14 protein-coding genes and 1 tRNA gene are annotated in these 15,455 nt (G+C 62.2%); 2 read left to right on the top strand and 13 right to left on the bottom strand.

Annotation, left to right across the window (positions count from 1 at the left end; translation table 11 throughout):
* Positions 1–4: 4 nt before the first annotated feature.
* Positions 5–931, bottom strand: a complete 927-nt coding sequence (locus tag RQP55_RS02070; RefSeq protein WP_315608512.1) for a septal ring lytic transglycosylase RlpA family protein — start codon at positions 929–931, stop codon at positions 5–7.
* On the bottom strand, positions 915–1,934 hold the full coding sequence (locus RQP55_RS02065; RefSeq protein WP_315608511.1) for a lytic murein transglycosylase: 1,020 nt from the start codon (positions 1,932–1,934) through the stop codon (positions 915–917). Before RQP55_RS02065 ends, RQP55_RS02070 begins: the two co-directional genes overlap by 17 nt.
* Before the next feature lie 154 nt (positions 1,935–2,088).
* Between RQP55_RS02065 and RQP55_RS02060 the strand changes: the two genes are divergently transcribed.
* Positions 2,089–2,178, top strand: a tRNA-Ser gene (locus RQP55_RS02060).
* Positions 2,179–2,181: 3 nt separating this feature from the next.
* On the opposite strand, the gene RQP55_RS02055 is transcribed toward RQP55_RS02060, so the two are convergent.
* From RQP55_RS02055 to RQP55_RS02045, 3 genes are read right to left on the bottom strand one after another with little or no spacing between them, the layout of a single operon-like run.
* Entirely contained in the window at positions 2,182–2,553 is a 372-nt protein-coding gene (locus RQP55_RS02055; protein ID WP_315608510.1) for a tRNA-binding protein, read from the bottom strand.
* A 6-nt stretch (positions 2,554–2,559) separates the two neighbouring features.
* The gene (gene lpdA, locus RQP55_RS02050; RefSeq protein WP_315608509.1) at positions 2,560–3,972 is read right to left on the bottom strand and encodes a dihydrolipoyl dehydrogenase; all 1,413 of its coding nucleotides are present in this window, start codon (positions 3,970–3,972) and stop codon (positions 2,560–2,562) included.
* 17 nt (positions 3,973–3,989) lie between these two features.
* Positions 3,990–5,252 carry a pyruvate dehydrogenase complex dihydrolipoamide acetyltransferase gene (locus RQP55_RS02045; protein ID WP_315608508.1) on the bottom strand — a complete coding sequence of 421 codons (1,263 nt, stop codon included), beginning with the start codon at positions 5,250–5,252 and terminating at the stop codon, positions 3,990–3,992.
* Positions 5,253–5,379: 127 nt separating this feature from the next.
* Between RQP55_RS02045 and RQP55_RS02040 the strand changes: the two genes are divergently transcribed.
* Entirely contained in the window at positions 5,380–5,832 is a 453-nt protein-coding gene (locus RQP55_RS02040; protein WP_315608507.1) for a universal stress protein, read from the top strand.
* Between the two features lie 8 nt (positions 5,833–5,840).
* Here the strand turns inward: RQP55_RS02040 and RQP55_RS02035 are convergent, their stop codons facing one another.
* The 8 genes from RQP55_RS02035 to radA form a co-directional block, all read right to left on the bottom strand.
* Positions 5,841–8,105, bottom strand: a complete 2,265-nt coding sequence (locus tag RQP55_RS02035; RefSeq protein WP_410000248.1) for a ribonuclease R family protein — start codon at positions 8,103–8,105, stop codon at positions 5,841–5,843.
* Positions 8,106–8,109: 4 nt separating this feature from the next.
* Complete coding sequence (locus tag RQP55_RS02030; protein ID WP_315608505.1) at positions 8,110–9,642, bottom strand: aminoacyl--tRNA ligase-related protein; 1,533 nt, start codon at positions 9,640–9,642, stop codon at positions 8,110–8,112.
* Positions 9,643–9,702: 60 nt separating this feature from the next.
* Positions 9,703–10,251 (bottom strand): polyhydroxyalkanoate synthesis repressor PhaR, encoded by a 549-nt coding sequence (gene phaR / locus RQP55_RS02025; protein WP_315608504.1) that lies wholly within the window; start codon positions 10,249–10,251, stop codon positions 9,703–9,705.
* Positions 10,252–10,340: 89 nt separating this feature from the next.
* On the bottom strand, positions 10,341–11,411 hold the full coding sequence (alr, locus tag RQP55_RS02020) for an alanine racemase (RefSeq protein ID WP_315608503.1): 1,071 nt from the start codon (positions 11,409–11,411) through the stop codon (positions 10,341–10,343).
* Positions 11,374–12,993, bottom strand: a complete 1,620-nt coding sequence (locus RQP55_RS02015; protein ID WP_315608502.1) for an MFS transporter — start codon at positions 12,991–12,993, stop codon at positions 11,374–11,376. Before RQP55_RS02015 ends, alr begins: the two co-directional genes overlap by 38 nt.
* Positions 12,994–13,031: 38 nt before the next feature.
* Positions 13,032–13,343: an iron-sulfur cluster assembly scaffold protein gene (locus tag RQP55_RS02010; protein WP_315608501.1), complete on the bottom strand. Its 312-nt coding sequence runs from the start codon at positions 13,341–13,343 to the stop codon at positions 13,032–13,034.
* Positions 13,344–13,469: 126 nt separating this feature from the next.
* Entirely contained in the window at positions 13,470–14,006 is a 537-nt protein-coding gene (locus RQP55_RS02005) for a CvpA family protein (protein WP_315608500.1), read from the bottom strand.
* 10 nt (positions 14,007–14,016) lie between these two features.
* A complete protein-coding gene (radA, locus tag RQP55_RS02000) occupies positions 14,017–15,378 on the bottom strand; it encodes a DNA repair protein RadA (RefSeq protein ID WP_315608499.1) in 1,362 nt (453 codons plus the stop codon).
* Positions 15,379–15,455: the final 77 nt, after the last annotated feature.

Raw genomic sequence — 15,455 nt, 5'->3', positions numbered from 1 at the left:
TCACTCAGTCGGCGCGCTGGATTCTCGCATCGGTATAACCGGCGTCCCGTGCCTTCGCCAGCGCAGCCTCGGCCGCCCGTGCCCCCGCCAGGCCGGTAAAGCGTACCCGCCATAGCCCGCCACCGGCCACAACTTGCGCTCCCAGCGAACGGGCCACGGCAATGGCACGCTCCCGAACCGAAAATGCGCCCACTTGCACGAACCAGCCCGTGTTAGTCGGTGCATCGACTGCGCGTTCCTGCTCAGCGGGCGGTGCCGCCTCCGCCGGGCGCATCGGCGGGCGCATCGGCGGGCGTGTGGTCACTGGCCGCGCAGCCTGCGCAGCGGCGGCACGATCCGGGTTCGGCATGGGACCGGGACGCGAGACCTGCGCGCCCGCGCCCTGTAGCTCAAGCCGGCGCAGCAAGACGTTGCGCAGCGAGGGCGGCGTTTCCATTCGCAGCGGCGCGGGGCGGCCGGACCGCAGCGCGGCCCGTTCCGGCTCTGGCGGATTGACCCGGCGAACGCGCACAGCGGCTCCAGCCTGGCCAAGGATACCCAGCTGTTCGGCCGCGCCGGGTGAAAGCTCGGTCAAGAGTTCGCCCGTCATCGGCCCGCGGCGCTCGAGCCGAACCAGGATGGTCCGGCCCGTTTCCAGCGCGGTAATCTCAACATAGCTCGGCAGCGGAAGCGTGCGGTGGCTGGCGGTTATCTGGTTGCCGCCATCAGTCGTTGTCGCGGCCCAGCCAACCACGTCATAATTCAACGTATCGGCAGGAGTATAGGTGACACCATCGACCATGAAAGGCTTGCCGAGTACCATCGGGTAATCGGCCTGCGGACCATTGCCATAATAGGGCTCGGCCCGCTCCTTCCCCAAGGCCGGCGCACCGGCCGCGAGAAGCAAGGGCAATGCCGCAAGCGGCAGGTTTCGGTTAACGGGCAATCTCATCTGCAAGCAACCCCACGGATAAAGCGTAGTAGTTCGAGCAGTTATAATGCAGGATAATCCGATAATTACCGGTTAAGAGAAATGCACCTTGACCTGGACCGTCAGGTTCAAACAGGGTTGCCATCGTTTGATCGGCAATCGAGCCAAGCGGCACAACACCTAGATTGCGCCACTCGGAAACTGTCTTCCAGACCGAATGCCGGGCATAGACCCGCGGGCAAGCCGGCGAAACGAGCCGGGTGCCAAGGCCGCTGCGATCGAAGCCTTGGGTCAGCGATGCCTTGACCCCCCATGGTTCACCAGCGCGCCATCCGGCATCGCGGAAATAGTTCGCGATCGAGGCGAAGGTATCGGCGCGGTCGTTCCAGATATCCGCATCACCATCACCGTCGCCATCGCGGGCAACGCGCAGATACACCGAAGGCAGAAACTGTGGATTGCCAAAGGCTCCGGCCCAGCTGCCCAGCATGCGGGCGCGCGCCACGCCGCGGTCAACCATCTTCATCAGGGCAATCAGCTCACCCTCGAACAGATCGCGCCGGCGCCCTTCATAAGCCAGGGTCGCCAGCGAACGCGCGAGGTCAAAATCTCCCTTGATCCTTCCGTAGAAGGTTTCCTTCCCCCAAATCGCGATGATCAACTTGGCGGGGACGCCATACTGCGCCTCAATTTGGCCAACCAGCCCGGCGTTGTCCGCAAGGGCATCGCGCCCGCCTTTGATTCGTGCCGCACCGATATGCCGATTGTAATAGCTCCAGAACGGCGGCGGCGTACCAGGGCTTGAGCCTGGCTGCGCCCGATCCAGCGCGACAACGCGGGGGTTGAAGGTCAACCCACCCAGCACGCTGTCGATAGCCATCTGGCTGATGCCCTGCCCGCGCGCCTTGGCTGCAACCAGCTGTAGGTAAGACTGGAAACGATCGGGCTGGACAGGCGAAGAAGCGTCAGAAGAAAGAACCGCCTGGCTCGCTCCACCCGCGTCGACCTGCAAAACAGACGGCATGGAGAATGCCGCGGCCGCCGCACCCAACGGAAAAGCAATCCAAATTCGATGCAGCAAGCTCATTTGCTGGACCTTGGCACAGCTCCGACGATTCGGAAAATCCATCGGGCGTGACAATCCTGCACTTTGTCGCTAGCGGGCTTCGTACTGGTATGGACAGGTGGCCGAGTGGTTTAAGGCAGCGGTCTTGAAAACCGCCGTGGGTGCAAGCTCACCGTGGGTTCGAATCCCACCCTGTCCGCCAGGACTAAAACAGCCGCCCACCCAGTGGGACGGACTGATCCGGGGCAAACAACACTACCGCCCCATGCGCATCAGGAAAGCCCAGCGTCAGCACGTCGGACATGAACTTGCCGATCTGGCGCGGCGGAAAGTTGACCACCGCCGCAACCAGTCGGCCGGGCAGGCCCTCAACCGCGTAATGCTCGGTAATCTGCGCCGATGAGCGCTTGATGCCGATTACCGGACCGAAGTCGATCGTCAGCTTGTAGGCCGGCTTGCGCGCTTCGGGGAATGGCTCCGCGGCAACGATCCGGCCGACACGGATATCGACCTTGAGGAAATCCTCAAAGTCAATCGGATCCGCGACCGGAGCGTCGAGCGAATGGTTGAGGTGCATCGGCGCCTAGATGTGCAGCGCCCGCCCGTAAGCGGCCAGCACGCTTTCATGCATCATTTCACTGAGCGTCGGGTGCGGGAAGACCGTGGCCATCAATTCAGCCTCGGTCGTCTCAAGCGTCTTGCCCACGACATAGCCCTGGATCAGTTCGGTCACTTCCGCGCCGACCATGTGCGCCCCCAGCAGTTCACCGGTCTTGGCATCGAACACGGTCTTGATGAAGCCTTCCGGTTCACCCAGCGCGATGGCCTTGCCGTTGCCGATGAAGGGAAATGTTCCGGCCTTTACGGCATAGCCAGCCTCTTTCGCCTTGGCTTCGGTCAGGCCGACCGAGGCGACCTGCGGATGGCAATAGGTGCAGCCCGGGATATTGCGGCGGTCCATCGCATGCGGGTGGACCTCCTTGTTGCCCAGTTCCTTGGCGATGCTTTCGGCGGCGATCACGCCTTCATGACTGGCCTTGTGCGCCAGCCACGGACCCGGCGTAACGTCGCCGATCGCCCAGAGGCCCTTCACATTGGTGCGGCCATAATCGTCAATAGCGATGATCCCGCGTTCGGCCTTTACGCCCAGCGATTCCAGCCCGATGTTCTCGGTATTGGGAACGATGCCGACGGCGACGATCACATGGCTGAAATCGCTGGTGACGACCTTTCCGTCCTTGCCCTTGATCGCGGCTTTTACGCCTGAAGCAGACACGTCGATCTTTTCAACCCCGGCGCCGGTCATGATCGTCATGCCCTGCTTCACCAATGCCTTTTCAAGGAAAGCCGATACGTCCGCATCCTCGACCGGCACGATCCGGTCCATCATCTCCACAACAGTAACCTGGCTTCCCATGTCATTGTAGAAGCTGGCAAACTCGATCCCGATCGCGCCCGAGCCGATCACCAGTAGCTTGCTGGGCAGTTCATGAGGAACCATCGCGTGGCGATAGGTCCAGACCCGCTTGCCGTCCGCGGGAGCAAACGGCAGGTCGCGCGCGCGCGCTCCGGTGGCGACGATGATATGCTTGGCGGTCAGGGTTTCGGCCCCCTTCTCGCCGGTCACTTCCAGCTTGCCCGCGCCTTTCAGCACGCCGGTGCCCATATGCACCGCGATCTTGTTCTTCTTCATCAGGTGCGTGACGCCCTGGTTGAGCTGCTTGGCCACACCCCGGCTGCGCTTGACCACCGCATCCAGGTCCGCACGGATATTGTCCGCTGCCAGGCCATAGGCCGCCGCGTGCTTCATGTTGTGCAGCACCTCTGCTGAACGCAGCAGCGCTTTGGTGGGGATGCAGCCCCAGTTGAGGCAGATACCGCCAAGGTTTTCCCGCTCAACGATGGCGGTCTTCAGTCCCAGCTGGGCGCAACGGATTGCCGCAACATAGCCACCCGGACCAGAGCCCAGGACGATAACGTCATAGAGTTCAGACATGGGATTCTCCGGGGGGATCAGGCCAGCAGGCCAAGCGGCAGCTCAACCAGCTGCTTGAAGGCCTGCATCAGCGCAGCGCCATCGGCACCATCGATAGCGCGGTGATCAAAGCTACCGGTGGCGGACATGACCGTGGCCACCGACAGCGCGCCATCGACCACATATGGCCGCTGCTCCCCCGCGCCGACCGCCAGGATCATCGCCTGCGGCGGGTTGATCACGGCATCGAACTGCTTGATCCCGAACATACCCAGGTTCGAAAGGCTGGCCGTGCCACCCTGATACTCGTGCGGCTGCAGCTTCCCTTCGCGGGCCTTGGCGGCCAGCGCCGACATTTCCTTCGAAATCTGCGAAACGCTCTTCGCACCAGCATCGACAATGATCGGCGTGATCAGGCCCGAAGGAGCAGCAACTGCCACCGAGATATCCGAACGCGTGAACTTGCGCAGTTCATCGCCAGCAAAGCTGACGTTGCACTTGGGCACAATCTCCAGCGCCTTGGCCAGCGCCTTGATCATCAGATCGTTGACCGAAAGCTTCACGCCCTGCGGCTCAAGCGCCTTGTTCAATTCACCACGCAGCTTGAGCAGCGCATCAAGTCGGACATCGACCGTGAGGTAGATATGCGGAATGGTCTGCTTTGCCTCGGTCAGGCGGCGGGCAATGGTCTTGCGGACATTGTTGAGCTTTTCGGCCTCGTAAGGGATGCCGAAATCGGGCGCGGGCGCTGCGGCGGCCGCCGGCGCAGCAACCGCCGGTGCCGGAGTAGCTGCGCCGCCTTTGGCACCTTCAACGTCTGCCTTGACGATCCGGCCATTCGGCCCGGAACCGGCTACCTTGCCCAGGTCAACGCCCAGCTGTGAAGCGATGCGCTTGGCCAGCGGCGAGGCGACCACGCGGTCACCATCGGCTGCCTTCGCTGCCGCGGCCATAGGTGCGGGCGAAGCTGCAACTGCCGGAGCAGAAGCAAGAGCTGGCGCAGCCTCGGCCTTGGGTGCCGGCGCCGCTGCCTTTGGAGCCGACGTGGCGGCATCTTCATCATCGCTGGCCAGGGTCGCGATCACGGCGCCGACCTTGACCCCTTCGGAACCCTCGGGAACCGTGATGGCCACAATGGTGCCTTCATCCACGGCTTCGAATTCCATCGTCGCCTTGTCGGTTTCAATCTCGGCCATGATATCGCCGGATGAAACCTTGTCGCCAACCTTCACCAGCCATTTGGCAAGGGTGCCCTCCTCCATGGTCGGGGAAAGGGCGGGCATCTTGATCTCGATCGGCATCGCTCGGTTAAGTCCTGCTGGGGAGTGGAATTGCCCTTACGTCTCTGGCCAAAAGTATGTCCAAGGGCAAGGTTCCTTTGCGGAATACGATTGTGGCGGATATGATGCCGATCGAAAGGGCATACCGATGCGCGTCTATCTGGTCATCATGGACGAAACCGACGAAGCTGGCGTTGCGCTTCGCTTTGCTGCGCATCGCGCCGCGCGTACCGGTGGCGCCGTGCACTTGCTCGCGCTTGTCCCACGTCAGCCATTCGTGGCTTTCGGCGGCATTCAGGCCACGATTGAGGAAGAAGCCCGGGTTCGGGCGGAAGCCTTGGTTACCAGCGCAGCCGGAGCGGTGATGACGGACAGCACCAATCCGCCGACCATTTCCGTCCGCCAGGGCGAAGGTGTGCAGGTGATCCGCGATTACCTGGCCGATCACCCGGAAGTTTCGGCACTGGTACTGGGAGCTGCCGCCAATGGCGGGCCAGGCCCGCTGGTAAGCCACTTTGTCGGGATAGCCGGCCAGCTCCCCTGCCCGGTCTATGTCATTCCCGGTAGCATGGGTGACGCCGATCTCGAACGCCTGGGCTAAGCGGCGCCCTAACGCTTTTTGCCGCGCCCTTGGTGGCGAATGTTGGCAGGACGGCCGCGCTTGCCGGCGAGATGCTGCCCACGCTTCTTGAGGGGCATTTGCATTGGACGTCCGCGGGGCTCAATCCGCGAACCGACATGATCCTCAGGCTCAAACTTCAGCGCCCCGGTCAGGGGATTGGCCTCGGCCAACCGCAACCGCAAACGATCCCCCATGGCAAAACGGGTATGACCGCTATCACCTACCAGAACCTTGGCCCGCTCATCGAAATGGAAACGCTCATCACCCAGGGTTGAGACGGGGACCAGGCCATCCCCACCCAAGCTGATAATCGTGGCGAACAGGCCAAACTTCTGCACCCCGGTAACGCGGCATTCGAACACCTCACCGACGCGGGCGGACAGCCAGGCGGCAACATAGCGGTCAATGGTTTCGCGCTCCGCTTCCATCGCCCGGCGTTCAGCCCCACTGATCGCGTCGCTGATCCGCGACAGATCGCTGCGATCCCGATCTGACAAGCCCGAACGAGGCGGAATCCCGCTCTTTGGCTCAGGCTGTTCAAGCGCGAAGCCATCCACCAGCGCCCGGTGCACTAGAAGGTCCGCATAGCGGCGGATCGGCGAAGTGAAGTGTGCGTAGGAACCGAGCGCCAGGCCAAAGTGTCCAGCGTTGCGCGGACCATAATAGGCCTGCGTCTGGCTGCGCAGCACGGCCTCCATGGTCAGCGCCTTTTCCGCCTCATCGGCCACATCCTTGAGCATGCGATTGAACAGGCCGGGGGTGATCACCTGACCAAGGGTGAACTTGCGATCAAAGGTCGCCAGATAGTCTTTGAGCGCAACCAGCTTTTCGCGGTTTGGCGGTTCGTGGATGCGGTAGACGATCGGCGCGACTTTGCTTTCCAGGGCCTTGGCCGCCGCGACGTTTGCCGCGATCATGAAGTCTTCGACCACGCGGTGCGCATCAAGCCGCTCGCGCAGGGCAATCTCGGTAATCCGGCCGGCTTCATCCAGCTTTACCCGGCGTTCCGGCAGGTCAAGATCAAGCGGATCACGGTCAGTCCGCGCCCGTTCCAGGGCGCGCCAGGCATCCCACAGATTGACCAGATGCTGCGCAGCATCGCCCTCGTCGATCCGGCGTTGCGCCTCTTCATAGGCGATCACTTCATCGATGCGGACCAATGCGCGGGTAAATCGCCAGTCGGTAACCTTGCCATTGGCGGCGATGGTCAGGTGGCAAGCCATGGCCGCCCGGTCCTGCCCAGCCCGCAGTGAGCAGACATCGGCGCTCAGCACTTCGGGCAGCATCGGCACGACGCGGTCGGGGAAATAGACCGAATTGCCGCGTTCGCGCGCGGCGCGATCAAGCGATCCACCGGGGCGGACGTAGAAGCTGACATCGGCAATCGCGACCAGCGCGCGGAAGCCACCCTGGCCGTCCGGTTCAGCCCAGATCGCATCGTCATGATCGCGCGCATCGCTGGGATCGATCGCAACGATTGGCAGGTGGCGCAGGTCCTCGCGGTGGTCACTGCTCAGCGGTAGTTTCGCCGCGGCCTGCGCCTCTTCAATTGCCTCGGGCGAGAAGGCGTAAGGAATACCATGCTTGTGGATCGCGATCAGGCTGAAGGCCTTGGGTGCCAAGGGATCACCCAGCACGTCGGTAACCTTGACGCCGGACCGCGGACTGCGCCCCGCCGGCTCTGCAAGCACAAGCTGCCCGGCCTCGGCCCCGCCCAAGTCGGCAATCGGCTGCGAATGGCGTTCACGCTTATCAACGGGCGCCAGCCAGCCCTTCCCCGCGCCATCAATCTCCACCACGCCCATCACCTGTTCGGTACGGGCGGGCAGCTTCTTCATGGGATGGGCGATCCAGCCCGTTGCGGTTTCCTCGGTCCGGGCCAGGACTCGATCCCCGACGCGCAGCGCCTGCTGCTTGCGCTGCTCGATCAGGCGCAGGCGCGGGGGCGGAACGTTTTCTTCCGGCTGCCAGCTATCCGGCACGGCCAGGGCTTCGCCATCATCGGTCCCGACCACGCGCAGGACGGTAACCTTCGCCACCCCACCCATCCGGTGGAAGGCGGTGCGATTGCCGTCGATCAGGCCTTCTTCGGCCATGTCCTTGAGCAAGGCCTTAAGCTGGATCTTCTCCTGCCCCTTCAAGCCGAAGGCACGAGCGATCTCCCGCTTGCCGGCGGGGTCTTCGCTATTGGCGATGAAATCCAGTATCTGCTGGCGGCTCGGCAGGCCGGGCTGGGGCTTGGGGCGTTTCACCAAGTCAATAAGCCCGGGCGACGTAGATGCGTTCCACCGCCGGCTGGCCGGTGAATACGCAGGCCCCGCTGACGGGATCGCCCTGCATCGGGGTGTTGCGGATGGTCAGCTTGAGCGCCTTGAGCTTTGCCACGACCTCGTCCAGCGCCGCGCCGCTCGGGCGGGACCACAGCACTTCACACCAACCCGGATAACGCTTGTCGGCGCTGAAGAAGGCTTCAAGACCGGAAAGATCGGTCACCCCGCGATGGATCTGCTCGTCACGCCGCGCTGTCGCCTCGACATGGAGCGAGCGCTGGATATCCTCCAGCTCACCTGCCGCTGCTGCGACGAATTCCTCACGCGACTGGCCGATGAAATTGACCTTGCCATCCTCGCGGTAGAGCCGGTCACGGCGCACGGCAGACACCTGCCCGCCAGCGGCATCGCGGCCACCGATTTCCAGGATCAGTGGCACCCCTTTCTTGACCCAGCCCCAACGCTTGGCCGTGGCCTTGCCAGCGCGCTTGTCGAGCAGGACGCGGATCGGCTCACCCAGCGCCCACTGGCTGGCCAGCGCGGCGCGCAGCTCTTCGCAATAGGCCAGCAGGGCCGCATCGCCATCGTCTTCACGCAGCATCGGCAGGATCACAATTTGGTGCGGAGCAATCCGCGGCGGGACACGAAGCCCATCGTCATCGCCGTGCGTCATGATCACGCCGCCGATCAGGCGGGTCGAAACACCCCACGAAGTGGTGTGGCACAGTTGTTGCCCACCTTCCTTGTCCTGATAGCGGATATTTGCGGCCTCGGCGAAACCGGTGCCCAGATAGTGCGAGGTGCCCGCCTGGAGCGCTTTGCCATCCTGCATCATGGCTTCGATCGAATAGGTCGCGACCGCGCCGGGGAACCGCTCGTTTTCTGGTTTTTCACCCGCGACCACCGGCATGGCGAGATCGTCTTCAGCATGGGCGCGGTACATTTCGAGCGCGCGCAAGGTCTCCGTCATCGCGTCATCGCGGTCAGCGTGAGCCGTGTGACCTTCCTGCCAGAGGAATTCGCTGGTGCGCAGGAACATGCGGGTGCGCATTTCCCAGCGCACAACATTGGCCCACTGGTTGGTCAGCAGCGGCAGATCGCGCCACGACTGGACCCAGCGGCTCATCGCCTGGCCGATCACTGTTTCCGAGGTCGGCCGCACAATAAGCGGTTCTTCCAGCTTGGCCTCGGGATCGGGCACCAGGCCGCCCTTGCCGTCCTGGATCAGGCGGTGGTGCGTGACCACGGCCATTTCCTTGGCAAAGCCATCGACGTGTTCCGCTTCCTTGGCGAAATAGGACAGCGGGATGAACAGCGGGAAGTAGCAGTTCTGCACTCCGGCGGCCTTGATCCGGGCATCCATCAGGTGCTGGATCCGCTCCCAGATGCCATAACCCCATGGCTTGATTACCATGCAGCCGCGGACGCCGCTTTCCTCGGCCATCTCTGCTTCAGAGATGACTTCCTGATACCATTGGGCGAAATCGTCGGCGCGGGTGACGGAAAGAGCGTGCTTCATGGCCGCGCGCGATAGCGGAGCACCCTCGCCCCGGCAAGCGTGGTGACAGAGTGCTGGCGCTTACTTGCCGAGTTCGTCGAGCTTCTTCTGCATCGCTGCCATCTGCGCGCGCAACTGGGCGATCTCATCGTCCTTGCTTTCACCGCCAGCAGGCTTGCTGTCATTAAGGCCCGGCACGAAGGCCGATGCCGCCGCCTTGAACATTTCAAGATTGCGCTGGGCTAGCTTGGCCAGCGGATTGTTACCCAGGCTCGCCTCAAAAGCCTCACGCAGCTTGGCCTGGTTGGAGCGGAAGTTTTCCATCGAGGCTTCAAGGTAATGCGGCACCAGGCTCTGCATTGAATTGCCGTACATGCCGATCAGCTGGCGCAGGAAGTTTACCGGCAGCATCTGTTCGCCGCTGGCGCTTTCTTCCTCCATGATAATCTGGGTCAGGATCTGGTGGGTGATGTCTGCCCCGGTTTTGGCATCCAGGACCTTGAAATCCAAGCCTTCGCGGGTCATCTTCGCAAGGTGCTCAAGCGTGATGTAGCTTGATGACTGCGTGTTATAGAGCCGCCGATTGGCGTACTTCTTGATAATCACGGTATCGCCTTTGGCCTGGGCCATGAGGTCCCCCTTACCTGTGCAGTTGCAGCACTGTTAGCACTCGCAGCAAAGCAATTGCAACATGAAGTCATGCTGCGCAGCAAAATCGACTATCGGCCAAACCGGCGGCCCAGCAGGGTAAGCAGTTCGTATTGCGAAAGCCCGCTTGTCACGGCGGCTTCTGGCAAGCTGTAATCAACTGCCAGCCAATCCCCTTCGCGCAGGTCCGGCGCTGCAGACAGGTCCACCACCGTCATGTCCATCGAAACCCGGCCAATCACGGGCACCGGGCGACCGGAGGAGCGCAGCATCCCCTTATCCGACCAGGCCCGCAGATAGCCATCGGCATAGCCCAGGCTGATAACGCCAATGCGCATCGGCTGCGCCGCAACGAAGGTGGCGTTATAGCCAACGCTCTCACCGGCGACGATCTCCCGCACTTGCAGCAATGCCGCCTCAGGCGTGACGACTTGCTGGATCTCAGAGGCCAGCGCAGCGCACGGAATGCCTCCGTAAAGCGCCAGACCGGGACGCGTCAGATCGCCATGATAAGCGGCACCAAGCGCAATTCCCGCGCTATTGGCCAGGCTGGCGCGCTTATGCTGCACCATCCCGCGCGCAGCATTCCACCGCTGTTGCTGCGCAGCATTCAGCGGTGAATCCTCATCCGCAGAGGCAAGGTGCGAGTGGACCACGTCAATATTCAAATCGGCAATTACGGGCTCAGCCAGATCAGCAAGCGCCAATCCGATCCGGTTGATCCCGGTGTCGATCATCACGTCACAGGCGCCGCCGCCTGCCGCTGTCCAAAGCCGCGCCTGGTGCAGCGAATTGATCATCGGCCGAACCCCTGCCGACCGGGCAAAAGCAGCATCCGCCGCCGTCACGGGGCCATGGAGCACAGCAATGGCGGCTGCAGGTACATGTGCCAGCAAGGCGGGCACTTCCTGCCAATGCGCAACGAAGAAATCCTCGCACCCCGCCCGGTGCAGCACGGGAGCAACACCAGCTACACCCAGGCCATAGGCATCCGCCTTGACCGCAGCCCCAGCTTTCGCTTGACCCGATAGCCGATCCAGCGCCCGCCAATTGGCGGCGAGCGCATCGCGATCAATCGACAGGCGCAGCGAAGCTGGCGGCAGGTCAGCCAGCATCGTCAGCAAAGTCGCGCGGCTTGCCATCGGGCAGGCCCCACCAGGCAACCAGCATCGCCATCAGCACCACGCCCCAGGTGTACCAGAGCCCCGAATAGGGATCACCGGTTCGGGCCACGATGAAGCTGGCAATAAAGGGCAGGAATCCGCCGAAATAGCCGGTGCCGATGTGATAGGGGATCGACATCGAACTGTAGCGAACCTTGGGCGGAAACATTTCGGCCAGCAGCGCCGCGACCGGGCCGTAGGTTGCAGCCGACAGCGCCATCAGAACCAGCAATGCGCCAATGATCAGCACCGAGTTTACAAGGCTTGGCTTGTGCTTTTCAAAGTTGAAGACGGTTTTGCCGGCGCGCGCTTCGATCTCTGCTTTGCGGGCCTTGGCATCATCCCAGTTCAGACCCTCGAGCGAAGCAACCTTATCGCCGCCAATGACGAGCTCCAGTTGATCGCCACGTTCTAGCGTATAGGCCACCCCAGCTCCGGCAAAATCACCCATAAGCTTGCCGCACTGCGTCTCCTGCTTCGGAAGGAACGGGTGATACTTGCAGTCTGAGCCACGAATCGTCCATTCGATGGCGGCGTGCTGGGCGGGGTTCTTGGCGACCGTGCCGATGAACCAAAACGTCGGAAACAGCAGAAGCAGCGTAAGCGCATAGCCGATCACGATGGGCTTCTTGCGCCCGATCCTGTCCGAAAGACTCCCAAAGTAGAGATAAAACCCCATCCCGATCAGGGCGGCAATGCCGACGATAATCTCCGCCGTGGTGCTTTCGACATGCATGGCGTTCTGGAGGAACGAGAGGCCCGAGAACATCGCGGTATACCAGATCACCGTCAGGCCAGCGGCAATGCCGAACAGCGCGATGAAAATCCGCTTCTTGTTGCCGGGATAGGTGAAGCTTTCAACGAACGGATTACCCGAGGTTTCGCCGGCTTCCTTCATCGCCTGGAACACCGGGCTTTCCGAAAGCTTGAAGCGCATCCACAGTGAAACCGCCAGCAATAGCAGGCTGAGCAGGAACGGCACGCGCCAGCCCCAGGCATTCCAGGTGGCGTCGCTCATCAACACTTTACAACCGAGCACAACGATCAGGCTGAGCACAAAGCCGCCGACCACGCTCGCTTGAATGTAACTGGTGAAGTAACCGCGCCGCTTGAACGGCGAATGTTCGGCAACATAGATCGCGGCTCCGCCGTATTCACCGCCTAATGCCAGGCCTTGCAGAATGCGCAGCACAATGACGATCGCCGGGGCCCATAGTCCGATATCTGCCGCTGCCGGGATCAGGCCGACGCCGGCGGTTGCGATCCCCATCAGGGTGACCGTGACCAGGAAGGTATACTTGCGCCCCAGCTTGTCACCGAGGTAACCGAACAGCACCGCACCCAGCGGGCGGAAGCCAAAGCCAACGGCGAACACCAGCCAGAACAGCAGCATTTCCAACGTGGCATTGCCGGTTGGGAAGAACGTCTTCGATAGAATCGCGCCGAGCGCACCATAGATGAAGAAGTCATACCACTCGAACACCGTGCCTGCCGATGATGCTGCGATCACCAGGCGCATGTCAGAAGCTGAAGGTTCGTGATGAACGGGCTGCGTAGCCATGGCTTCCCCTGTCCTATTTAGTCTCGTTGACCAGTCCTCTAGCCGGGGTTTGATCCGCTGGAAAGCGCCGCTAGCGCTGCTTCCCACGCCAGCGTGATTGCCCCATGCCGCGCGGGATAGTCTCTTGCCGCAGCAATCGTCGATAAACCCGGCCAATCTGGCAGGTCACCGCCATCCTTCAACCAGTGCCGAATTGCTTCCAGCCCGTCACGGACGCCGTCCATAATCCGCCCCGGCGCGGACAGCGCGAACAGGGCGGCGCTGGCCTGTCCGATGGCACAGGCCTGGGTGTTCAGGCCAATCCGGGCGATCTGCCCGTCCCCGTTCACAGCCAGAGAAATGCCAACCATGCTGCCGCAGGTGGCCGATCTTGCGGTGCCGGCAAGCGGTAGATCCGGATCATGCGGCCACTGGCTGAGCCTAGTGGCCAGCGCGAGGACTTCGCGTGTGTAAAGTTTGACACTGCTGGTCAAGGATCAGGGTTTGCCCTGATCAAGCCGGCTTGCCTCGGCCTCGACCGCTGCCTTACGGCGCTCCGCAATCATCTTGACCAAAGCTTCGCTGCTCGCATTGATGAATGGATAGCTGCGCGATTGGGTGATCCAATCTGGCCTTCCGCCAATGCCCCAGACGGTATCATAGCCAAGCACCAGGACCGCAAAGGCGAGAACGGTAATCACCATGCCCTTCATCGCGCCGAACCCGAACCCGAGCAGCCTGTCGATTGGCCCCAGGACCGAATCCCTACTTGCTTCACCCATGCGGTTCGCAACGAGTTTCACGATGCAATAGGGCACCAACAGCAACAGCGCGAAGGCCAACACGGTCGCACCCGATCCACTGCCAACGTGCGGTTCGAGCCACCCAGTCATCGGCGTATGCAGGTTGTGGATTGCAAACAGAGCGATGACCCAAGCCGCCAGCGCGAGAATTTCCTGCACGAAACCGCGCAAGAACCCAGTGATGGCGCCCAGCCCAACAAGAACCAGTACGGCTATATCGAAACCTGTCATGGCGCTTGATTTATGATCCACCCATTACCTGGTCAACGAGATTTCGGAGCAGGGTAATCTCGCGGTGCCCCTTGGACAAACCAGCGCCATCGCCGGGGCCAAAGGCCTTTGCGAACCCAAGCTTGGCCGCTTCCTTGAGGCGCAGCGGACCATGGGCGACAGGGCGCACCTCTCCTGCCAGCGAAACCTCGCCAAACCAGACGGCATCGTTTGGCAAGGGACGATCCGCCAATGCCGAAATCAGCGCCGCGGCCACAGCCAGGTCCGCGGCCGGATCACCCAGACGGTACCCGCCAGCCACGTTCAGATAGACCTCGCAGGACGAAAAATTCAGCCCGCAACGCGCTTCAAGTACGGCCAAAAGCATGGCCAGCCGGCCGTTATCCCACCCGACTACGGCGCGGCGCGGGGTTGCGCCGCTGGCAAGCCGCACGATCAGGGCCTGGATCTCCACCAACACCGGGCGGGTGCCTTCCATCGCCGGAAAAACCGCACTTCCCGGCACCGCATTCTCACGCCCTGAGAGGAAGAGCATCGATGGATTGCCGACCTCTTCCAGGCCCTGACCGGCCATAGCGAAAACGCCGATTTCGTCGACCGGGCCGAAGCGGTTCTTGAGGTTGCGCAGGATCCGGTATTGATGGCTCCGCTCCCCCTCAAAGCTCATCACCACGTCGACCATGTGCTCCAACACGCGTGGCCCGGCAATCGAGCCGTCCTTGGTAACGTGTCCCACCAGCACCAGCGCCGCGCCGCATTCCTTGGCAAAGCGGATCAGTTCAAACGCCGAAGCGCGAACCTGGCTTACCGTGCCCGGCGCACCCTCGATCTGATCGGAATGCATCGTCTGGATCGAATCGATTACCAACAATGCCGGTGGAGCCATGCTGCCCAGCGTGGTCAGGATGTCGCGAACCGAAGTCGCCGCCGCCAACCGGATCGGCGCGTCGGACAGCCCAAGGCGTTCGGCCCGAAGGCGAACTTGCCCGGCGGCTTCTTCGCCACTGATATAGACCACCTCTCCACCAGCGCGCGCCATCTGCGCGGCGGCCTGGATCAGGAGAGTTGACTTCCCGATCCCCGGATCACCGCCCATCAATACGGCCGAACCGGGTACCAGCCCTCCGCCCAGAGCCCGGTCGAACTCGGCAATTCCCGTGCTGCGACGCACCAGCTTCTCACCCGGCTTGTCCAGCGGTTCGAAGGCAATCGTGCGACCGCCACCGGAAAGATCGTGCTTCGCGGAAAACACCGTTTCCGGGGCCTCTTCACTCAGCGTGTTCCATTCTCCGCAATCGGCGCACTGCCCCTGCCAGCGATGCGTGACGCTGCCGCAGGCTTGGCAGATATATCGACGTTTGGGTTTTGCCATACCTGGGCGATAATCGGAACGAAGCAGGAACGCAAGGCTTGCCAAAAAAGCGACAAGTTATCGCCAAGTGACAATTT

Origin of the sequence: Novosphingobium sp. APW14, from assembly GCF_032337075.1 — a bacterium.
Lineage (GTDB): Bacteria > Pseudomonadota > Alphaproteobacteria > Sphingomonadales > Sphingomonadaceae > Novosphingobium.
The sequence above is the reverse complement of the archived record's forward strand: the minus strand, read 5'-3'. Positions and strand labels throughout refer to the sequence as shown.

Bases quoted from the DNA above. Each gene is read 5' to 3' on its own strand.
- RQP55_RS02070 (WP_315608512.1), bottom strand. From the start codon at position 931: ATGAGATTGCCCGTTAACCGAAACCTGCCGCTTGCGGCATTGCCCTTG.
- RQP55_RS02030 (WP_315608505.1), bottom strand. From the start codon at position 9,642: ATGAAGCACGCTCTTTCCGTCACCCGCGCCGACGATTTCGCCCAATGG.
- RQP55_RS02065 (WP_315608511.1), bottom strand. From the start codon at position 1,934: ATGCCGTCTGTTTTGCAGGTCGACGCGGGTGGAGCGAGCCAGGCGGTT.
- RQP55_RS02055 (WP_315608510.1), bottom strand. From the start codon at position 2,553: ATGCACCTCAACCATTCGCTCGACGCTCCGGTCGCGGATCCGATTGAC.
- lpdA (WP_315608509.1), bottom strand. From the start codon at position 3,972: ATGTCTGAACTCTATGACGTTATCGTCCTGGGCTCTGGTCCGGGTGGC.
- RQP55_RS02005 (WP_315608500.1), bottom strand. From the start codon at position 14,006: ATGACAGGTTTCGATATAGCCGTACTGGTTCTTGTTGGGCTGGGCGCC.
- RQP55_RS02015 (WP_315608502.1), bottom strand. From the start codon at position 12,993: ATGGCTACGCAGCCCGTTCATCACGAACCTTCAGCTTCTGACATGCGC.
- phaR (WP_315608504.1), bottom strand. From the start codon at position 10,251: ATGGCCCAGGCCAAAGGCGATACCGTGATTATCAAGAAGTACGCCAAT.
- RQP55_RS02010 (WP_315608501.1), bottom strand. From the start codon at position 13,343: ATGGTTGGCATTTCTCTGGCTGTGAACGGGGACGGGCAGATCGCCCGG.
- radA (WP_315608499.1), bottom strand. From the start codon at position 15,378: ATGGCAAAACCCAAACGTCGATATATCTGCCAAGCCTGCGGCAGCGTC.
- RQP55_RS02040 (WP_315608507.1), top strand. From the start codon at position 5,380: ATGCGCGTCTATCTGGTCATCATGGACGAAACCGACGAAGCTGGCGTT.
- alr (WP_315608503.1), bottom strand. From the start codon at position 11,411: ATGGCAAGCCGCGCGACTTTGCTGACGATGCTGGCTGACCTGCCGCCA.
- RQP55_RS02045 (WP_315608508.1), bottom strand. From the start codon at position 5,252: ATGCCGATCGAGATCAAGATGCCCGCCCTTTCCCCGACCATGGAGGAG.